Annotated in this window: 18 protein-coding genes; 14 read left to right on the forward strand and 4 right to left on the reverse strand. The window is 70.8% G+C overall.

Annotated elements, in window-relative coordinates; genetic code table 11:
* The first annotated feature begins 90 nt into the window (after positions 1–90).
* From Pla133_RS25735 to Pla133_RS00495, 3 genes are read left to right on the forward strand one after another with little or no spacing between them, the layout of a single operon-like run.
* Positions 91–324 carry a hypothetical protein gene (locus tag Pla133_RS25735; RefSeq protein ID WP_419191989.1) on the forward strand — a complete coding sequence of 78 codons (234 nt, stop codon included), beginning with the start codon at positions 91–93 and terminating at the stop codon, positions 322–324.
* On the forward strand, positions 324–779 hold the full coding sequence (locus Pla133_RS25740) for a cytochrome c (protein ID WP_419191990.1): 456 nt from the start codon (positions 324–326) through the stop codon (positions 777–779). The genes Pla133_RS25735 and Pla133_RS25740 overlap by 1 nt, the downstream gene beginning before the upstream one ends.
* 47 nt (positions 780–826) lie before the next feature.
* Positions 827–2,005: a phosphopentomutase gene (locus tag Pla133_RS00495; RefSeq protein ID WP_145061280.1), complete on the forward strand. Its 1,179-nt coding sequence runs from the start codon at positions 827–829 to the stop codon at positions 2,003–2,005.
* A 99-nt stretch (positions 2,006–2,104) separates the two neighbouring features.
* Here Pla133_RS00495 and Pla133_RS00500 read toward each other — a convergent pair whose 3' ends face one another.
* The gene (locus tag Pla133_RS00500; RefSeq protein ID WP_145061282.1) at positions 2,105–3,619 is read right to left on the reverse strand and encodes a hypothetical protein; all 1,515 of its coding nucleotides are present in this window, start codon (positions 3,617–3,619) and stop codon (positions 2,105–2,107) included.
* A gap of 483 nt (positions 3,620–4,102) precedes the next feature.
* On the opposite strand from Pla133_RS00500, the gene Pla133_RS00505 reads away from it, so the two are divergent.
* The 8 genes from Pla133_RS00505 to Pla133_RS00545 all read left to right on the forward strand — a co-directional run bounded on the left by Pla133_RS00505 (position 4,103) and on the right by Pla133_RS00545 (position 13,571).
* Positions 4,103–5,410, forward strand: coding sequence for a thymidine phosphorylase (locus tag Pla133_RS00505; protein WP_145061284.1), 1,308 nt, complete (start codon positions 4,103–4,105; stop codon positions 5,408–5,410).
* Between the two features lie 14 nt (positions 5,411–5,424).
* On the forward strand, positions 5,425–5,820 hold the full coding sequence (locus tag Pla133_RS00510; protein WP_145061286.1) for a DUF2237 family protein: 396 nt from the start codon (positions 5,425–5,427) through the stop codon (positions 5,818–5,820).
* An 84-nt stretch (positions 5,821–5,904) separates the two neighbouring features.
* Entirely contained in the window at positions 5,905–7,269 is a 1,365-nt protein-coding gene (locus Pla133_RS00515) for a sulfatase-like hydrolase/transferase (RefSeq protein WP_145061288.1), read from the forward strand.
* 157 nt (positions 7,270–7,426) lie between these two features.
* On the forward strand, positions 7,427–9,043 hold the full coding sequence (locus tag Pla133_RS00520; RefSeq protein WP_145061290.1) for an FG-GAP repeat protein: 1,617 nt from the start codon (positions 7,427–7,429) through the stop codon (positions 9,041–9,043).
* A gap of 459 nt (positions 9,044–9,502) precedes the next feature.
* Entirely contained in the window at positions 9,503–9,871 is a 369-nt protein-coding gene (locus tag Pla133_RS00525) for a VOC family protein (RefSeq protein WP_145061293.1), read from the forward strand.
* A 9-nt stretch (positions 9,872–9,880) separates the two neighbouring features.
* Positions 9,881–11,158 (forward strand): NupC/NupG family nucleoside CNT transporter, encoded by a 1,278-nt coding sequence (locus Pla133_RS00530; RefSeq protein ID WP_145061295.1) that lies wholly within the window; start codon positions 9,881–9,883, stop codon positions 11,156–11,158.
* 409 nt (positions 11,159–11,567) lie between these two features.
* Positions 11,568–12,386, forward strand: a complete 819-nt coding sequence (locus Pla133_RS00540) for a purine-nucleoside phosphorylase (RefSeq protein WP_419191991.1) — start codon at positions 11,568–11,570, stop codon at positions 12,384–12,386.
* 102 nt (positions 12,387–12,488) lie between these two features.
* Positions 12,489–13,571 (forward strand): hypothetical protein, encoded by a 1,083-nt coding sequence (locus Pla133_RS00545; RefSeq protein ID WP_145061297.1) that lies wholly within the window; start codon positions 12,489–12,491, stop codon positions 13,569–13,571.
* A gap of 67 nt (positions 13,572–13,638) precedes the next feature.
* Here the strand turns inward: Pla133_RS00545 and deoC are convergent, their stop codons facing one another.
* From deoC to Pla133_RS00560, 3 genes are all read right to left on the reverse strand, one after another.
* Positions 13,639–14,322, reverse strand: coding sequence for a deoxyribose-phosphate aldolase (gene deoC, locus Pla133_RS00550; protein WP_419192468.1), 684 nt, complete (start codon positions 14,320–14,322; stop codon positions 13,639–13,641).
* 218 nt (positions 14,323–14,540) lie between these two features.
* Complete coding sequence (locus Pla133_RS00555) at positions 14,541–15,377, reverse strand: RpiB/LacA/LacB family sugar-phosphate isomerase (RefSeq protein WP_145061301.1); 837 nt, start codon at positions 15,375–15,377, stop codon at positions 14,541–14,543.
* Positions 15,378–15,478: 101 nt separating this feature from the next.
* Positions 15,479–15,970, reverse strand: a complete 492-nt coding sequence (locus Pla133_RS00560) for a hypothetical protein (RefSeq protein ID WP_145061303.1) — start codon at positions 15,968–15,970, stop codon at positions 15,479–15,481.
* Positions 15,971–16,326: 356 nt separating this feature from the next.
* Between Pla133_RS00560 and Pla133_RS00565 the strand changes: the two genes are divergently transcribed.
* The 3 genes from Pla133_RS00565 (at position 16,327) to Pla133_RS00575 (ending at position 20,298) form a co-directional block, all read left to right on the forward strand.
* The gene (locus Pla133_RS00565; RefSeq protein WP_145061305.1) at positions 16,327–17,775 is read left to right on the forward strand and encodes an amidohydrolase family protein; all 1,449 of its coding nucleotides are present in this window, start codon (positions 16,327–16,329) and stop codon (positions 17,773–17,775) included.
* Positions 17,776–17,899: 124 nt separating this feature from the next.
* Entirely contained in the window at positions 17,900–19,036 is a 1,137-nt protein-coding gene (locus Pla133_RS00570; protein ID WP_145061307.1) for an amidohydrolase family protein, read from the forward strand.
* Positions 19,033–20,298 carry an amidohydrolase family protein gene (locus Pla133_RS00575; RefSeq protein WP_145061309.1) on the forward strand — a complete coding sequence of 422 codons (1,266 nt, stop codon included), beginning with the start codon at positions 19,033–19,035 and terminating at the stop codon, positions 20,296–20,298. Before Pla133_RS00570 ends, Pla133_RS00575 begins: the two co-directional genes overlap by 4 nt.
* The last annotated feature ends 5 nt before the right edge of the window (positions 20,299–20,303 follow it).

Consider the following 20,303-nt stretch of genomic DNA (forward strand, 5'->3'; position numbering starts at 1 on the left):
AGGCGTCGAAACCTGCGCGAGACCAACGCTGGGGCCTGGCTCCCCGTATTCCCCCTGGCCCACCGGGCCGACGTCCCCCCCGCCTCCGCCATGGCCGAATTCCGACTCGAGCTCGACGAGCCCAACAACATCGTGCTGGTGATGGTCACCGAGGACGACGGCAGCGAGCACGACTACCAGTTCGACTTCGACCCGCGCTCCGGGCGCTGGGAGTTCGGCGAGCGGGACCTGCTCGAGCGCGACTTCGGCGAAGAGTGGGTCGACGAGATGGAGGGCGCCGTGGAGGCCGCCATCAAGAGCGTCGTCGACAAGAACGAGAACTGATGCCGATGCCCCCGCAGTTCCTCTTCGCGCGCGCCGTGCTCCTGTCCGCGGGAGCGGCCTCGGCGCTCGCGAGCTGTGGGGGCGGCGCCGCCGATCCCTTCGAGCCCCTGCCCTCGCGGGACCTCACGATGCTCGAGCTGATGATCGAGCTGAACCCGCCCTACCTGGGCATGCAGTCGGAACTGCGCAACGTGGAGCGGCTGGGCGACCTGGCCGCCGCGGCCGACATGGTCGCGACCCTGGCCGAGGATCCGCGCATGACCGGCTACACCGCGCGCGAGGATTTCGCGCGGGATCCGGCGCCCTTCGAGCGCATGCGTCAGGATCTGCTGACGGCCTCCCGGGCCGCCGCGGACTCGGCCCGCGCCGGTGACTTGGACGGGCTGCACGACGCCTACGCGCAGATGAGCGCCAGCTGCGTGGCCTGCCACAAGCGCTACTCGCCGCACCAATAGCCGCGCCGCTCCCGGTCTTCGGGAGCGCGCGCGCACGGACTCGACCCATGGCTGATCGACGTGTCTTCTGCCTCGTCCTCGACTCGCTCGGGGTCGGAGAGCTGCCCGACGCCGCACGCTTCGGCGACGTAGGCGCGCACACGCTCGACCACCTGGTCGCCGCGGCCGGACAGCCGCACATCCCGCGCTTGATCGAGCTCGGCCTGGGGCGGGTGCCCGGGGTCCACAGCCTGCCGGCGCCGGCCGCGCCCGCGGGGGCCTTCGGGAGGCTGTGTGAGGTCTCGCCGGGCAAGGACACCTCCACCGGCCATTGGGAGCTGATGGGCTGTCCCCTCGAGCAGGAGTTCCCGACCTTCCCGAACGGCTTCCCACCCGAGATCATCGAGCCCTTCGTGCAGCGCGCGGAGCTCCCCGGCGTGCTCTGCAATGCAACCGCCTCGGGCACCGCCGTGATCGAGCGCTACGCCGCCGAGCACATCGCCACGGGCCAGCCGATCGTCTACACCAGCGCCGACAGCGTGTTCCAGATCGCCGCCCACGAGCAGCACTTCGGCCTCGAGCGCCTGTACGCGGTGTGCGAGGTCGCGCGCGAGATCCTGACCCCCTACGGCGTGGGGCGCGTGATCGCGCGGCCCTTCGTGGGCGAGCCCGGGGGCTACACGCGCACCTACAACCGCCGCGACTACAGTCTGGTGCCGCCCGCCGAGACCTCCATGGACCGCCTGGTGGCCGCCGGCGTCGAGGTCGTCGGCGTGGGCAAGATCGACGACATCTTCGCAGGCCGCGGCGTGACGCGTTCGATCCACACCGAGGGCAACGACGACGGCATGGGCCACACGATCGAGCTGGCCCGGACCCTCGAGTCGGGCTTCGTGTTCGTCAACCTGGTCGACTTCGACATGCTCTTCGGCCACCGCCGCGACTCGGCCGGCTACCGCGACGCCCTGGAGCGCTTCGACGCCCAACTGATCGAGCTCGAACGCGAGCTGCGCCCTGGCGACGTCGTGCTGATGACCGCCGACCACGGCAACGACCCGACCAAGTTCGAGACCACCGACCACACCCGCGAGTACGTGCCGCTCCTGGCCTGCGGCCCCGGCGTGCGCGCCGGCGCCGAGCTGGGTACCCGCGCGAGCTTCGCCGACCTGGGAGCGACCGTCGAAGAGCTGCTCGGTCTCGAGCCGGCAGCGCCCGGCTCCTCGTTCGCAGCTGCGCTGTCGAGCTGAGCAGCCGCTACCTGTCGAGTGGGGCTACTCCTGCGGTCGACCAGGACGTCTCCTACCGCGTCGGGCTAGTGGGGTGAGTCGAATCTTTGACTCACCCCACTAGAGCTTCGTCAACTTGAGTCCGTTGGAAGCCGAGAAGCCCTGCGTGGCCGTCGGATCCAGGATCCACGTCTGAGTGAAGACCTCGGAACCGACGGGGAAGTTCGTCGGCCAGGCCAGGTCGAGCAGCACCGACCCATTGGCACCAGTGACGCTGTTGATGATGAAGTCCGCGCCGGGCACCAGAGTTCCGCCAAGGAGCGGCACCTGGACGGTGGAGAAACCGAAGACGTTTGCGGCCAATGCGTTCGAGGCCGCGTTCGTCACCTGGAGTGAGAAGTTCGGATGCACTCCGAAAGTCGTCTCGACCTCGAGCGAGGGGGCGCCGGCTGCTCCCGCGAGCCCGAAGCCGAGGTCGGCGACGCCGGTGCCGGAGAGCCGCAACCGGTACAGGTTCCCCGGCTCCAACGCACCGGACGGGACCGGGATCGGGAAGTAGGTGACGTCGGGGACGCCGCCCGCGAGAACGTAGAGATCCCCACCAAGTCCTCCGGCCAGTTCGATCTTCGTGACGGGATTCGGCAGGCCAGCCGCGATGAATGGCGAGAACGACGTGCCTTGATCGTCGCTGAAGTAGACGCCGCCGTCCGTTGCGGCGTAGATTCGGCCATCGTCAGCGACATCGAGGTCGAAGACCTGCAGGCCCTCGAGCCCCCCGCCGGCGTACTCCCAGTTGTCTCCGTTGTCGGTGCTGCGTAGGAAGTTCGACGGATCGAAGACCGAGGCCTGGCCGTGGTAATAGATCGCCCGTTGCCCTTGGGGACCAACCGGCGCGACCGCAATACCGAAGACGCGATCGAGGTAGGGGCACACCCCAGGATCGCTCAAAGGATGAGAGCACTCGTCCCAACTCACTCCGAAGTCGCTGCTTCGAAAGAACCTCGGGCTGCCCGCCAACTTGTAGCCGTAGGCGAAGCCCGAGGTTGCGAAGTCCTCTGCAAACTTGAGCTCCATGAGCTGCCAGGAAAAGGGCTGGAGGAACGACCAGCTTTGTCCTCCATCGGAGGACCGATGGCCACGGCCCGCGATTCCTCCGTCCGTGGCCAGGATGATCTGATCCGTGGCGAAGTTGGGTGAGAGAGCCACCGTGTTGAAGAATTTCGTCCAGGTCACGGGATCGGGCTGGGGCATCTCCGTCCAAGAAAGCCCTGCATCCGTGCTCTTCCAGAGCTTGCTGTTTGGAACCAGGTTCTCTTGACTCGTGGCCATCAACGTCGAGTCCACCGCGAACGTCGGGGAGATGGCGAGGGCCTGGACCTCGAGCGGCCCACCCGGCAGCGAGCTCCAGAACTGCACCGCTTCGCCGTGGTCGGTCACCAGGTAGATGTCGCCGTCGCCCTGGTAGCTGACCGACCCCGATGCGATCCAGGCCAGTCCGTCGTTCGCGTAGTTGGGTGAGGTCGCGAACGTGTAGACCCCATCGCCACCGACCTGCGTCCAGGTCTGGGCCGGGTCGGTTGCGGGCAGCGCGAGAAGGAGGGCTGAAGCGGCAGCGGACGTCAGAAGAAGTGCCATGGCAGTCGAGTCTCCGAGGGAGCGGGTAAGGGCAGGATGGCAGTACAAGCGCCCAAGGCAATTTACGTGCCGGACCAGCGCGGAGGGCCAGCCGGCCGTTGGGCGACACCCTCCACGATCTGTTCGGGGCATCTGGCGCAATGCGGTCCAGAATCCGGATCGCGGGTCGAATCTACGGATCGACAGGTCCACCGCCATGAACAGCCCCATCGCTGGCGGGGCCTCCCCGGGGGGATCGCGGGACTTGCCAGATCGAGCAGGAGCCGCGCACCCCTGGGGTGTCGATGACGAAACGCGCGACCTGGACCGCGCCGGCAGTTCTCGCGAGAGCGCCGGGACTCGAAGCGGAGCGCGCCCTTCGACTTCGAGGCGCGCCGCTGTGCTCAGGCAGCGCCCGGTTGCAGGTCTCGGGGGGTTTGGTGCCGTCCATCGCGACGCGAGGATCATCCACCCGCGCGATCCGGCGGGGTAACCTGCCGCTCCATGTCGCTCGTTCTCGACGCCATCACCACCAAGCGCGACGGGGGGACCCTCTCGCCCGAGCAGGTCGACGCCTTCCTGTCGGGCTACGTGGCCGGCGACGTGCCGGACTACCAGGCGGCGGCGCTGTTGATGGCGATCCTGCTGCGCGGGATGGAGCGCGACGAGTTGGCCCTGTGGACGCGGGCCATGCTCGCCTCGGGCACCACCCTGCAGCTCGACGGCCTCTCGCGGCCGCGGGTCGACAAGCACTCCACCGGCGGCATCGGCGACAAGGCCTCGATCCCCCTGGCGCCGGCGGTGGCGGCCTGCGGCGCGGCGGTGCCGATGATCTCCGGGCGCGGCCTGGGCCACACCGGCGGGACGCTCGACAAGCTCGAGTCGATTCCGGGCTTGTCCACCGACGTGGCGCCCGAGCGCTTTCGCGACCAGCTCGAGCGCTGCGGCGTGGTCTTCGCCGGCCAGACCGCCGACATCGTCCCCGCCGACAAGCAGCTCTACGCCCTGCGCGACGTGACCGGCACGGTCGAGTCGATCCCGCTGATCTCCTCGTCGATCCTCTCGAAGAAGCTGGCCGAGGGCATCGAAGGCCTGGTGCTCGACGTGAAATTCGGCAGCGGCGCCTTCATCAGCGACGCGGAGCGCGGCTCCGAGCTGGCGCGCACGATGGTCGACCTGGCCGGCGCCTGCGGCCTGCGGGCGGTGGCGCTGCAGACCTACATGGGTCGCCCCCTGGGGCGCGCGGTGGGGCACAGCCTCGAGATCGCGGAGAGCCTCGACTGCCTGCGCGGTGGCGGGCCCGACGACCTGCGCCAACTGGTCGCGGCCCTGGGCGGCGAGATGTTGACCCTGGGCGGGCTGTCCGCGGACGCCGACGCTGGAGCGGCGTCGGTGCTGGCCGCCCTCGACGACGGCCGCGCCCTCGAGTCTTTTCGCGCCGTGGTGGCCGAGCAGGGTGGCGACCCCGCCAGCCTCGATTCGGGCGGGAGCCTGCCGCGCGCGCCCGAGCTGGCCGTGCTCGAGGCCGAGTCCGCGGGCTGGCTGGGCTTCGGCGACCTGCGCGACATCGGCCGCGCCCTGGCCGCCCTCGGCGGCGGACGCGAGCGCCTCGGCGACCGTATCGATCCGGCCGTGGGCTTCGTGCTGCAAGCTGTCGACGGCGACCGCGTCGAAGCGGGCCAGCCCCTGGTCGAGATTCACCACCGGGGCGGCGCTGCCCTCGACGCCGCGAGCGCCCTGTTGCGACGGGCCCTGCAAGTGCGGTCCGCGCCCCATGCGCGCGTGCCCCTGCTCCGCGACCGCCTGGCCTGAGGAAGCCGCCCACCATGATCCAACGCATCGACGACCCGACCACCAAGCGCGCGCGCAACGTCCTCGGAAGCCCGCTGGAGAGCTGCTCCTTCAACCCGCAGACAGGCTTCTTCCGCGATGGCTGCTGCAACACGTCGGCGGACGACCACGGCAGCCACACGGTCTGCGTGCGCCTCACGGCGCAGTTCCTCGCCTTCAGCGCCGCCCGCGGCAACGACCTGTCCACGCCCATGCCGGAGTACGGCTTTCCGGGGCTGAAGCCCGGGGACCAGTGGTGCCTGTGCGCGGGGCGCTGGCTGGAGGCCTACGAGGCGGGCGTCGCGCCCCAGGTGGTCCTGGCCGCGACCCACGAGGCGGCCCTGGCGATCTGCCCCTTGGAGGCTCTCGAGGCGCACGCCCTGGAGCGATAGATCCGGGCCCTATCGGGAAGTCCGACCTGCGGGCTATCTTCGGGGCACAACTCGAACAACGCGATCGGAGGCCCCTTGTCGCAAATGCCCCCCCTCCTCCTCGTGCTCGCACTCCTCGCGCCGCTGCCCATGGCGCGTGCGGGCGACGAGCTGCCCCCCAACCTGTTGGTGGTCGTCATGGACGACGTCGGCGTGGACCAGTTGGCGGCCTACGGGCTCGGCTCCGCGCCCGCCAACACGCCCACGCTCGACGCGCTCTGGTCGAAGGGGGTGCTCTTCGACGGCGTGTGGTCGGCGCCGATCTGTTCGCCCACGCGCGCGCACCTGATGACCGGCCGCTTCGGCTTCCGCACGGGCGTCGGTGGCCTGGTGCAGAACGGCAGCGCGCCCCTGCCCCTGGAGGAGGCGACCCTGCCGGAGCTGCTCGACGCGGGCACCGGCGGCCTCTACCAGCACGCCTGCTTCGGCAAGTGGCACCTGGGCATGACGCCCGAGGTCGACGGGTTGCTGGCGCCCAACAGCGCCGGCTTCGGTCACTTCGCCGGCACCAAGGGCAACCTCTTCGCCGAGCACCCGCCGGGTTCCCTGCCGGTCGACTACTACACGTTGATCGAGATCACCAACGGCGTCGAGCAGTACCTCGAGGGGCAGTACGCGACCACGCGCACGGCGGACCTGGCCCTGGAGTGGATGCAGACCACGCCGGAGCCCTGGTACGCGCACGTCAACTTCCACGCGCCCCACGACCCCTGGCACGCGCCGCCGCCGGAGCTGCACACGGTCGACCTGTCCACGGCGGGGCCGCCGGAGCTGGACCCGAACCCCTACTACCGCGCCGCGCTCGAGGCCCTGGACACGGAGCTCGGCCGAGTGCTCGCGTCGATGGGGGAGCTGCTCGATCGCACCGTGGTCGTCATCGTGGCCGACAACGGCAGCCCGGGTCCGGTGGTGCTGCCGCCCTTCAAGCAGACCAAGGCCAAGACGACCCTGTACCAGGGCGGCATTCGAGTGCCGCTGATCATCTCCGGCCCCGGTGTCGCGACGAACTTCTCCGTCTGCCACGCGCCGGTCCAGACCACCGACCTGGTCGCGACCCTGCTCGAGCTGGCGGGCGTCGACCTGGCGGGCACGCCGGAGGTGCCGGCGGACTTCGACTCGATCTCGCTCGTGCCCTACCTGCAAGATCCCAGCCAGCCGCCCCTGCGCGAGGTGCTGTACGCCGAGCGCTTCACGCCCAACGGCCTCGGTCCCTACGTGAACGTGAAGCAGACGGCGCGCAGCGAGCGCTACAAGGTCATCCGCGACACGAGCGCGCCGAAGCAGTTCTACGACCTGTGGGTCGACCCGCTGGAGGAGGTCAATTTGCTCGGGGGCACGCTGACCGTCCTCGAGCAGCGCGCCCTGCGCCAACTCGACCTCGCCATCGACGCCCTGAAGCCCCTGCCCTGACTCCGGGCCGGGCCTTTCACGAATCGAACCGGACTTGCGGAGCGCCGCGCTGGACGCGGTGTCAAGATCGCCCGTCGACGATGTCCAGGTCCATGCGACTTCTGCCCCTGACCGAGGCGCGGCGCCATGGCTGACCCCCTGGGCGGGTCGGAGAATCATGCACTTGCACAGCCTGACCGCCTGCGTCCTGCTCGCCTCGCCCGCACTGTCGCAACAGTCACTCGCTCCGCCCAACCTCGAGACGGGAGTTCTGGGAGGCTTCCAAGGCGCCATGTTCGGCGCCACCGTCGTGGTCGACGGCGATCGCGCCCTGATCGCGGCACCTGTCACCAACCTGGGGACGTCCTTCTCGGGCGCCGCTTGGATCTACCACTGGAACGGCCAGGGCTGGGAGTTGGAGCAACGGCTCGACGCCCCGGGGGTCGAGTCCTACCAGGAGTTCGGAACCCACGCCGATCTGCGCGGCGATGTGGCCGTCGTCGGTTGTCGCTACATGGACACGGCTTCCGGCTTCAACTCCGGCGGAGCGGTGGTCTTCGAGCGTCAAGCCGGGGCTTGGAACGTTGTGGCCGAGCTGACGCCGCCGGCCGGTTCGGCCGGCAAGCAGTTCGGTCGCGGCATCGCCGTCGACGGTGACCTGGTGGTGGTGAACACCGACCAGCCCCAGGACCCCTTCCTGGTGTACGAGCGTCAGGCGAACGGCACTTGGCCGCTGGTCGGCGAGGTCAACTTGGACCAACCCCAAGGCCTCTCGCTGCTTCAGTCGTCGGCCGAAGTGCGTGGCGACACGCTCTACTTGCCGATGCCCTACCAGGCGACGTCCGAGGGTGAGATCCAAGTCTTCGAACGCGACGCGCTGGGATGGCACCTCGCCCAGAAGATCCGGACCAACGCGACGACGCCGTTCAACTACTTGGGACGCAGCTTCGACGTCGACGGCGACACGCTGGTGAGCGGCTCGCCCTTCGTCGAGCAGCCCGGTGGTGTTCAGGGCCAAGTCACCGTGTTCGAGCGCATCGGCGGGCAGTGGTTCGAGCTCGATGAGCTCTCCGATGGTCCCGCCAACATGCAGTCCCTCTACGGCGATTCGGTCGCCCTCTCAGGGGATCGAATGCTCGTCGGCCAACCCCAGTCCGGGCTGGGCGTCGCGGGCACCCCGCGCTTGCACGTCTACGAGCGCCTGAACGGCGCCTGGACTCTGGTGCGGACCGAACTCGACCCGCGCGGCACACCCGTGCCCTATGTTCCCGGGCAGGGCGTCTACGGCACCTACTTCGGTGACGCCCTCGACCTCGATGGCGAGCGGGCGATCGTCGGAGCACCCTTCGACGACGCCCTGTTCCAGGACGCCGGCGAGGCTTGGGTCTACGACGTCGGTCGACTCGGCGTCGACGTGGGGGCGGTCTCCCTGGGCGCCGGTGGCACTCAGGCGCTCGACCTGCAAGCCGGGTTCCCCGAGGCTGGCAACGTGCACCTGGTCCTGGGCAGCTTCGCGGGCAGCAGCCCCGGCCTGGCGGTGGCTGGCACGACCCTGCCCCTCAACGCGGATCCCTACCTGCTCTTCCTGCTGGCCAATCCCAACGCCCCGCCGGTGGTGGGGGGGCTCGGACTCCTCGACGCCAACGGTCAGGGCTCGGCCCAGGTAGTGGTTGGCGCCGCAAGCGCCCCGGCGCTTGCCGGCCTGACGGTTGCGCACGCCTACGTGGTCCTGGACGCGGTCAGCTTCGTCCCGCGCGCCGCCAGTGAGGCGGAGGCGCTCGAGCTCTTGCCCTAGTGTCCTGGATCGGAAATTCGGCGTCACTTCCCGGGCTCCGATCGCCGCTGGCGTCACCAGCGCCTCCTCCGAGTATCGCAGCGGATACGCGTCGTCGGCGCGCCTAGCCAGCATCGATCGGACCTCCGGGCAGTGACGCCGAGTTTCTGATCCAGGACACCAGACTCCGCCGTTGACCCGGCGCCGCGCCCAGCAGTGTTCGATCGGCGGCCTGCGGCCGCGTTTCACCTGCTGACGGCGCGTCGCTGCCCCGGGCTCCGCTGGCTCGGCGTCCCGCGCCGCCCGCGGGCTGGTGGGTCAACCAGGAACCGCCGTTGGCCGAGATGCAGGAACCGGTTCCGAAGCCTGGCGCCCGGCGTCGGCTGGCCGGGCAGGCCACGCCTCTGGGCGCTACCTGGTGGCGCGCAGGGGCGAGCGCGGGCAACCTGGCGCGAGCCTCGCACACCCCGCAGCCGCGCCATGCTCGACCACTTCAGCGTCAACGTCTCCGACCTCGCCCACTCGCGCGCCTTCTACGAGAAGGCCTTGGCCCCCCTGGGCATGACGGTCCAGATGGAGGTGGCGGACTTCGCCGTGGGCTTCGGCCAGGGCGGCAAGCCCTACTTCTGGATCGGCCGCCGCGACCCGGTGACGAGCGGCGCCCACGTGGCCTTCACCGCCGGCGATCGCGCCACGGTCGACGCCTTCCACGCGGCGGCCCTGGCCGCCGGCGGCGCGGACAACGGCGCGCCCGGCCTGCGGCCGCACTACCACCCGAATTACTGGGGCGCCTTCGTGTTCGACCCCGACGGCAACAACGTCGAAGCCGTCTGCCACTCGCCGGGCTGATCCTCGCCGATGCTGATTCTGCGCGGCCTGATCGGCCTGGTGTTCTTCTGCCTCGTGGCCTGGGCCCTGTCGTCGGCGCGCCGACGCTTCCCCTGGCGGGCGGTGCTGGGTGGGTTGGCCTTCCAGGTCGTGCTGGCGGCTCTGCTGTTGGGGACCTCCGGCGGCCACCGGTTCTTCGAGGGCCTGGCGGACAAGTTCTCCTGGCTGATCTCCAAGGCCGAGCCGGGCGCGAAGCTCGTCTTCGGGGTGTTGGCCGACCCCCAGGCCATGGGTGAGGTCTTCGGGCCCAAGGCGGGTTTCGTCTTCGCCTTCGCCGGGACGGGCCTGGCCGCGATCCTGTTCTTCTCGGCCCTGATGGCGGTGCTCTACCACCTGGGCGTGATGCAGGTGCTGATCTGGCTCCTGGCCAAGGTCATGTCCCTGGTCATGGGAGTCTCCGGCGCCGAGTCCATGGCGGTGGCCGCCAACGTCTTCGTGGGCCAGACCGAGGCCCCGTTGGTGGTGCGGCCCTACATCGCCACCATGACCCAATCGGAGCTGAACGCCCTGATGACCGGGGGCTTCGCGACCATCGCCGGCAGCGTGCTGGCGGTCTACATGGGCATCCTCGGCCCCGAGCTCGGACCACACCTGCTGACGGCCTCGGTGCTGTCGGCGCCGGCGGCCTTCATGATCGCCAAGATCATCGTGCCGGAGACCGAGACGCCGGTGACCAGCGGCAGCGTGGAGCTGCGCATCGAACGCAGCGCCTCCAACGTGATCGAGGCCGCCGCCAACGGGACCGCCGACGGGCTCAAGCTGTGGCTGAACGTGATCGCGATGCTGATCGGGTTCATGGGGCTGGTGGCCCTGGCCGACGGGCTCCTGGCCGAGATCAGCGGCAACAGCGTCATCACCACCGAGCTGTCCCTGTCCGGCATCTTCGGCTGGGTCTTCGCCCCGGTGGCCTGGATGATGGGCATCGAGGGTTGGGCGGACTGCCAGCTCGTCGGCTCGCTGCTCGGCACCAAGATCGCCGTGAACGAGTTCGTCGCCTTCTCGGTGCTCGAGGGCATGGAGCCCGGGTCCGGCGCCGCGGCCGTGCTGAGCCCGCGCAGCGCGACCATGGCCGCCTACGCCCTGTGCGGCTTCGCCAACTTCGCGTCGATCGGAATCCAGATCGGCGGCATCGGGGCCCTGGTGCCCGAGCGTCGCCGAGACCTGGCCCAGTTGGCATTCAAGGCCATGCTCGGCGGGGCCATCGCCTCGTGGACCACCGCCACGGTGGCGGGGATGTTCCTGAGCTGACCGGCGGCCAGTCGCAGCGGCTCGGCCGAGCGAGCGCTGCAGCGGGCCGGATGCGGCAGGGCCCGGGTCGGCAGGGCCCGGGTCGGCAGGGCCCGGGTCGGCAGGGCCCGGGTCGGCAGGGCCCGGGGAACTCACGGGGCCGACGGGACCAGCCCCTCGCCCCGTCCCGGAGCGAGCGCCCCCGACGGCGCGGGGCGCGCGTCGCCGGGGTGCTCAGAGTCTCCTCCGGTCCTCTCCTCTTCCTCCCGGGTTCCTCCCTCAGGTCTCTCCCTGACCTCCGTTCCGGAGCCCGGCTAGGCGCTCGACCCTAGCCTCGAGCTTCGAGGGCACAAGAAAGTTGCATCTGCGATGGCACTCCGGTGCCCAGTGGCCGCTGCGGGGGGCCGCTCCGCGCGGATAGGCTGTGCCCGTGACGATCACCAAGACCCTCGAGCGCGCCCGGGCGGTGGCTGACGGCCTGCGGGCCCGCGGCGTGGCGATGCCTGACGTGGCCCTGGTCCTGGGCTCCGGCCTGGGCGCCTTTGCCGAGCAACTCGAGGCCGCCCAGCGGATCGACTACGGCGAACTAGAGGGCCTGCCGACGAGCGCCGTCCCGGGCCACGCCGGGTGCTTCACCGTGGGCCGACTGGGCGGGGTGACCGTTCTGTGCCAGTCGGGGCGGGTGCACCTGTACGAGGGCTGGAGCCCCCACGACGTGACGGTGGCCGTGCGCGCCATCGCCCAGTTGGGCTGCCGAGCACTGGTGCTGACCAACGCCGCCGGGGGCCTGCGTCCCGAGTGGGAGCCGGGCACCCTGATGCGGATCGAGGACCACCTGAACCTGCAGGGAACCACGCCCCTGGAAAGGACCGAGGCCGGCGTCGGCTCGCCCTGGAGCCAGGAGCTCGGCACCGAGTTGGACGTGGTCGCCGCCGAGTTGGGCGTGCCCCTGCGGCGGGGGGTCTACGCCGCCCTGCCAGGGCCGAGCTACGAGACCCCGGCCGAGGTGCGCGCCCTGGCCGGCTTCGGCGCCGACGCGGTCGGGATGAGCACGGCCCTCGAAGCCTTGGCGGCCAGCGCCGCTGGAATGCAGGTGTGCGGCATCTCCTGCATCACCAACCACGCCGCCGGCATCACCGACGCGGCCCTGAACCACGCCGAAGTCGTCGAGGTCGGCCGGCGCACCGCCGGACTCTTCGCCCGCCTGCTCTCGAACGCCCTGCCCCGCCTGGCGCGGGTCGCGGGCTGAGCGGTGGCAACTCCCCATGCAGATCGGGCCGTGACACGGCTGTGCGGTTGCCTGGCGTCACCGGACACGGGTAGCCTGCCGACCCGCCACCGGCGACCCTCGATGGTCCGACCCCGCACGACTCCGCTCCGGCTCAGCGCCCTCGTCCCGTGTCTCGTGCTCATGGCGCCAGGTGCGGCCTTCGCGCAGTCCTCGGCCAGCTCGCCGACCCTGCCCTCCGATCCGCGCACGCCGGGGACCCTGGACAAGGCCTACGAATCCCTGGTCGGCGACGGGACCGACCTGCAGGTGGTCGAGCCCCGCGTCGAAGAGCCCCGCCCCGAGGACCCGCCGCCCCCGCCGCCCGACACCCTGGGTGAGTGGCGGCTCTCGGCGCGCCCGTTCATCGAGCAGCTCGGCCGCGTGGACCTGGCCGAGGTAGGCACGGTCGACGTGCGCCGCGCGGGCCTCGACTTCATCGCGCGCCGGCCCGGCGAGCGCCAGCGGGAGCTGTCCCTCGAGTTCGACTTCGAGTCGGCGACCTACGAGTTCGGCGACGCAGGCGGCCTGGTGCCGGCCTCGTTCGTGCCGGTCGAGGACGTGCTCTGGTCGCGCGTGGGTGCCGGCTGGCGCGGTCCCCAGGACCGGCGCTGGTCGTGGACTGCGGGGCTGGGTGTGTCCGCGGCGGCGGAACAGGACGCGGCCCTCGAGGAGTCGCTGATGTTCGGCGGCTTCGCCCAGACCCGCTACCGGGTCGACGACGACTTCGCCACGGTGGTCGGCCTGATGGCGCGCACGGGGCTCGAGGACGACGACCTGTTGATCCCGGTGCTCGGCGTGGACTGGCGCATCGACGACCGCACCAAGCTCGAGACCCTCGGTCCGAGCCTGCGCCTCGAGCGCGAGCTCGACCAGGGCAGCTCGATCTTCAGCAACCTGGCCTACCGCAACCGCGAGTACCGGCTCGACGGCAAGGGCCCGCTGCCCGGCGGCTCCTTCACCGACGAGGAGCTGCGCCTGGTCGCCGGCCTCGACTGGCACCCGGGGCTCGAGGAGTGGGGGCCGTTGCAGTCCAGCAGCGCCCAGCTCTACTTCGGCACGACCCTGTGGCGCGAGGTGTCGTTCCACTCCGATTCGGAGCAGGTCTCGAAGACCAGCGTCGATCCTGCTTGGATCCTCGGCGTGTCCGTGCGCCTGCGCTTCTGAGTCGCCGACGCGCGGCTGATCCGTCGGTGCGGCGCAGCCATCGACGCGCTGCGGTGATCGGCGGTGCTCAGTAGCCGCCGCCGCTCGACTCACCGCCGCGCACAATCGCGACCGAGGCCGAGGCCCCCAGGCGCGTCGCGCCCGCGGCGATCATCTTCTCGGCGCTCTCGGTGTCGCGCACGCCGCCGGAGGCCTTGACGCCCATCACCGGTCCGACGGTTGCGCGCATCAGCGCGACGTCCTCGACCGTCGCTCCGCCGGTGGAGAAGCCCGTCGAGGTCTTGACGAAGTCCGCCCGCGCAGCCTTCGCGGCCTGGCAGGCGCGCCGCTTCTCGTCGTCGGTCAACAGGCACGTCTCGAGGATCACCTTGAGCTTGGCGCCCAACTCGTGACAGACCTCGGCCACGGCCGCGATGTCCGCTTGCACGTAGGCGTCGTCGCCGGACTTCAGTGCGCCGACGCACAGCACCATGTCGACCTCGCAGGCGCCGTCCTCGATCGCGCGCCGCGCCTCGAAGGCCTTCACCTCGGGCACGGTCGAGCCCAGGGGGAAACCGACCACGGTGCAGACCGCCACGCCGCTGCCGGCCAAGAGCTCCGCGCAACGTCGCACGTGGATGCCGTTGACGCAGACCGACGCGAAGTGGTGCGCGCGGGCCTCCGCGCACAACGCGTCGATCTCGGCCAGGGTCGCGTCGGCCTTGAGCAGGGTGTGATCGATGTACCGGCCCAGGCTCCCGACGTCACCCAGGCCCGCGGGCGTCGCTCCCACGCGGCACGCGCCGGCGTCGATGACGTGCTGCAGGTTGTCCGGGCAGAGCTGCACCGAGAGGGTCGTGCAACCCCACGGCGCCGCCGCGCCGACGCCGCGATCGAGAATCTGACGACCGACTTCGAGCAGCAATCGCTCGAGTTCTTCGGGGGTGGGCTGGGTTCGCGCGGGGGGCGTCATGGTCGAAGGCTGGGCTGTCAGTGGGAGCTGATCGGCGCGCGCCGGGGCGCCGAGCCGTCGAGGGCGTCGATCTTGGCCACGCGCAGCCCGTGGCGCTGGGCCCCGAAGGGCGTGCCGAGGAAGGCGCGCACGATCTCGAGCGCTGCCGCTGTCTCGACCATGCGACCGCCCAGGGTCAGCACGTTGGCGTAGTTGTGCTCCCGCGCGTTGCGGGCCAGGGCGACCGAGTTGCAGTTGGCCGCGCGCACGCCGGGCACCTTGTTCGCGGCCATGGCCGAGCCGATCCCGGCGCCGTCGACGCACAGGCCGACGTCCGCGCGCCCCTCGGCGACCTCGCGCGCCACCGCGACGGCGAAGTCGGGGTAGTCCACCGGCTGTTCGTCGTGGGTGCCCAGGTCGTGCACGCGGTGGCCCTGTTCGGTCAGCTGCGCGGCGAGTAGGCCCTTCAGCTCGAAGCCGCCGTGGTCGGAGCCGAGCGCGACCCGCAGTGCGCCGCCACCGCCGGTCGAGGTCAGCTCGATCGAGCGACGTCGGGCTTCGTCGCGGGCGAGGGCGGTCACCAGCGCATCGATCGGTACGGCGAAGCGCCCACCGTCGGCCACGCCCGCCAGGCACTCGACCGTGACCACGGCGCGGGACCGGCCAGCCGCGGGGCCCGGATCGGAGCCGGGGCCCGCACCGGCTGGGCCCGGAGTGGCTGCGCCGCGACTGCCGGGGCGCGGGACGGCGCCCCCGGTGACGTGGATCCCGCCCAGTCGCTGGCCGTCACCGCCGCCGGCCAGAAGTCGGCGCGCGACGCGGGCGGCGATCTCGGGCAGGGCTCGCTCGAGCGGGTCGGGGCGCGGGGCGGACATCGGACGGGCAGTCTAGCCCCCGGTGGTCACCGCCATCCGCGGCCAGTGGGGCCAACTCGCTCACCGGCGGTGCCCTTCGGTCCGCCCCCGAAGGCGCGACCTCAGATCCGACCGTCGGACAGCAGGCGGTCGACGATCATCACCTCGTCCCGCGCGGCGTCACGCTCGCCGGTCCGCAGGGTCAGGCGGCCGTCGTCGAGCTGGGCCTGCTCCCGGGCTGCCTGGATCGTGCGCAGGAGGTCCAGCACCCGATCCTCGAGCCGCCGGCCGGGGACGTTCTCCACGACCAACTGCACCTGTCCGTCGGCGATGCTGTCCCAGTCGAGCCGCGGGGCCTGGAGGCTGCTCGAGGTCAGGCTGAGGCGCACCACGGGACGCGGGAACAGGACGACCGAACGCGCAAACAGGGCCCGCAGTCGGACCCTGTCATGGGCGCGGAGCCACAGCTCCGAGGCTTCTCCGCCGGGTAGGGCCAGTTCCTGGCGCGGCAGAACGAGGAGTTGCCGCGGTACCTGCGACATGTCCTCCAGCCGGTCACGCCAGTAGCGCGGCTCGAAGAGCATCGGGTGTAGGAAGCAGGTCTTGGGACACACGACCCGTGGCAGAGCCCACCGCGGCGGCGAACCGAACGAACCCGGATGTAATAGCCATGTAAGTGGCAGTTACCGGCCCGACTGGGCCGAAAGCCTCTGCCCGACCCCGCCCGCGGTATCAGTGGATGCGGCGGTCCTGTTATGCATCCCCGGGACCTGTCCCAATGGCTGACGCCCGCGACGAGCGGCCCTTGGGTAGACAGAGCCCCGGATTGCGGTCTCGGGCCAAAAAACCTTCCATACGTTTGCCTCGAACCGTCCCTAGGTCCGGAATGGCCCGCGGTGAGGTCCGTAAGGCCCACGCACCGTCCCCCTATCCGCCGTGCCGCACCCTGCGCCGCTGCGTCCCTTCTGCCATGCGTGAACTCCGCACCTGCCTGCCGCTGGTGATCGGCCTCCTCGCCGCCCCCACGGCCCTGGCCGCACCGGTCACTCCTCCCGTCCACCCGCTCGCCGTGCCGACGGCAGTCGCCGGGACCTCCGTCGACGGCACTTTCGAGGGCGACGACACCTCCGAGGGCGAAAGGGCCGATGGTGACGCGGTCGAATCGGCTCCCGCCGTTCTGATCCACGCCGGACGCGTCATCGTCCGGCCTGGCAAGGAGCTCGAAGGGGTCGACGTGCTGATCGAGGGTGGCCGCATCGCCGCCGTCGGCGTCGGTCTCGAAGTGCCCGAGGGCGCTCGCGTGATCGAAGGCGCGGTCGTTTGCGCGGGCTTCATCGATCCTTGGTCGACCCTGGGCATCGACGGCGCCAGCCTCAGCGATCGCGGCGCCGGGCCGGCCACGCGCACGGTGGACGGCTTCGACCCCTACGCCGAGAAGGCCTGGCGCGAAGCGGCCCTGGCCGCGGGCGTGACGGTTGCGCGCATCCAAGCGGGGGCCGGCTCGCGCATCGGCGGCTTGGGCGCGATGGTTCGCAACGATCGCAACGCGTCCTTGGATTCGATCCTGCTGTCTGACGCCTGCGTCGCGGCCCAGGTCGAGGGCGGCGACGTCTTCGAGCGCCTCGACTCGGTGGAGAAGATCGTCCAGTCGATCGAGAAGGGTGACCGCTATCGCCGCTCGCAGATCGACTACGAGAGCGACCTGGCCGAGTGGGAGGAAGCCATCGCCAAGGCCGAGAAGGAGCTCGAGGACGACTTCAAGAAGGCCAAGAAGGACCGCAAGAAGGAGATGGACGAGGCCCGCGAGAAGGGCAAGGAGTTCAAGGAGAAGCGCTACAAGGAGGACTCCCGCCCGCGGGCTCCGCGCTTCGACGCCGACTCCCAGGTCCTGGCGCGCGTGGCCAGCGGTGAGCTGCCGATCGTGATCGAGGCCCACCGCGTGGCGGAGATGCGCCTCTTGCTCGAGCTCATGGCCAAGCAGCCCCGCACCCGCTGGATCCTGGCCGGGGCGTCCGACGGCCACCTCATCGCCGAGGAGCTGGACGATGCCGGCGTCACCGTCCTGGTGGTGCCCGAGCGCCGTGGACTCGGCGGGCGCTTCGGTGCCAAGGAACTCCAACTCGCCGGACAACTGCAGTCCGCGGGTGTCGACGTGATGATCGGGACCGCTGGCGACAGCGAGGTCCGCGACCTGCCGCTCCTGGCGGCGATGGCGGTGGGGCACGGCCTCGACCGCGAGGCCGCCCTGGCGGCGATCACCACTCGCCCGGCGCGAGCCTTCGACCTGGCCGATCGGGCGGGCACCGTCGAGGTCGGCAAGAACGCCGACCTGGTCGTGCTCACCGGCGATCCCCTCGCCTCTTCGTCGCGCGTGCAGTTCGTCGTGCTCGGTGGCGAAGTCGTCGTCGAGCGAGAGTAGCCCGGCCGTCTCTTTCGCGTCCCGTCCACGTCCCCGTCGCGCTCCCTCCAATGGGGCGCCGTGGGGGCGAATCCACCGACCGAGCGGGGCAATCGCACCGCCTCCCGTACCACCCCCGAAAGCCATGCATGCAACCCTGATCGGCCTCGCCCTCGCGCTGGCCCCCGGGCTGCCCGACGCCCCCGAATCCGTCGCGACAACGAACGGCGTTGTCGTGAACGGTGCTGCTGCGCCGGTCTTCGCGATCAAGGCGACCACGGTCGTCGTCGGCGACGGCAACGTCCTCGAGAACGGCATCGTCGTCATCGAGGGCGGCCGCATCCGCGACGTGGGCGTCGGCCTGACGCTGCCCGAGGGCACCAACCTGGTCGAGCACGACGGTGTGCTCACGGCAGGCATGGTCGCCCCCCAGAGCAACCTGCTGCCCGCCAGCGAGCGCACGGACTCCACGCGACCCTTCCTCGAAGGGGCCGAGTTGCGGTTCGGCTTCGACCCGCAGACGCAGGCGTGCGAGCAAGCGGCGGCAGCCGGGATCACCACTGCGGTGCTCACGCCCGCGGCGTCCAACGTCGTCGGCGGCTTGACGGCTGTGGTCAAGACCCACGGCGGCAAGGTCGTGAAGGGCAAGGCACACCTGGCCCTCTCGGTCAACGCGGCGGCGGCCAACACGGACCGTTACCCAACCAGCTACTCGGGCGTGATCGCCGAACTCGATGCGCGCCTGGGCGAGGGCGCCGAGGGCGTGTACGCCGAGGCTCGCTCGGGCGCCCTGCCGGTGCTGATCGCGGCCACCACCGAGGCCGACGCCCAGCGCGCCATGGCCCTGGCCAAGCGCCACGGTCTGCGCGGCGCCCTGCTCGGCGCACGCCGCGTCGGCGAGCAGCAGGTCGAGAGCCTGAGGAGCAGCGGCCTCGCCGTGGTCTTCGACAGCTTCGGCCCGGGACTGGGCGAGCGCTCGATCAACGCCATGTTGGCGGTCGTCGAGGCCGGCCTGCCCTTCGCCTTCGAGCTGACCGACGCCACCCGCTTCCGCTTCGACGGCGCCGCCCTGGTGCGCGCCGGGGCCGATGCCGACACCGTCTGGAAGGCCATGACCTCGGGCGCCGCCGCCATCGCCGGCGTCGGTGACCGCGTCGGCACCCTGCGCCGCGGGTTGGACGCCGACCTGCTTCTTTGGAGCGGCCACCCGCTCGACCTGACCAGCGTGCTCGAGGCCGTCTATGTCGGCGGCGAGCGCGTGCACGGAGGTGACGACCAATGATCGTTTCGACCCTCGCCGCCGCCTGCGCCGCGGTGCTCTTCTCTGGACCCGTCGCCGGGCCCGTCATCGGTGGCGTCGCGACCGACGACTATATCAATGGCGTCGCGTCGGACGACCAAGAGACCAAGCGCTCGTGGACGATCAGCGCCGATGCGATCTACACCGCCGACGGCAGCGTGATCGAGAACGGCTTCATCCGCGTCCAGGACGGCAAGATCGTCGCCATGGGGCCCGGTGGCCCGAGTGGCGGCGACGTGATTCGAGTCGGCGCGATCACGCCCGGCTTGATCGACCTGAGCCTGCGCGTCGCCGCCAGTTGGAACACCGTCGAACAGGGCAGCGAGGTCACCGCCAATATGCGGATGGCCGACGCTGTCGACCTGTTCGACGAGGACTGGCAGCGCGCTCTGCGCGGCGGCGTGACCACCGCTCTGGCGACGCCCCTCGATCGCAACGTGATCGGCGGCCTCGGCGTCGCGCTCAAGACCGGCGGTGAGCCGACCATCGAAGCGCGCCAGGTGGCGGCAGACGTGGTCCTGCGCGGCTGCGTCGGCAGCCTGCCGAGCTCCGGCAACCGGCCCGCCTTCCAGCGCCCGAACTCGATCTTCAACCGCCGGCCCACGACTCGCATGGGCGTCGAATGGGAGGCTCGCAAGGCCTTCTACGACGCCATGGTGGCAGCGGCAGACGAGTCGAAGAGCTTCCCGGGCGCCGAGCAGCTGCAGGCTGCCATGGCCGGCGAGCTGCCCTTCATGGTCCAGGCCGCGACGACCCAGGACATCCGCACGACGCTGTTCCTGAAGGACGAGTTCGGCATTCCGAACCTGATCCTCGACTCGGCCGCCGAGGCGTGGAAGGAGCCCCAGATGGTCCAGCGCTCAGGCGCCTCGGTGGTCCTGCCGCCCTTCACCTGGGACGGACGGACCGACGTCGACGGCGCCGCGATGCCCTGGAACACCGCCGCTGGTCTGGCCGAGCTCGGCGTGACCTTCGCCCTCTCCGGGCACGGCAGCAGCGAGCCCGACCAACGCCTGTCGATGCAGCCCCTCTACGCCATGCGTGGTGGACTCGACTTCGACACGGCCCTGGCCTCGGTGACCCGCGTGCCGGCCGAGATGATCGGCATCTCCGATCGCGTCGGCACCCTCGCCATCGGCAAGGACGCCGACCTGTGCCTGTGGAGCGGCGTGCCCTTCGAGGCCACGTCCGCCGTCGTGGGCGTGATGCTCGAAGGCGACTTGGTCGTCGATCCGCGTGACTGAAACCC

This window comes from Engelhardtia mirabilis (genome assembly GCF_007748095.1).
Lineage (GTDB): Bacteria > Planctomycetota > UBA1135 > UBA1135.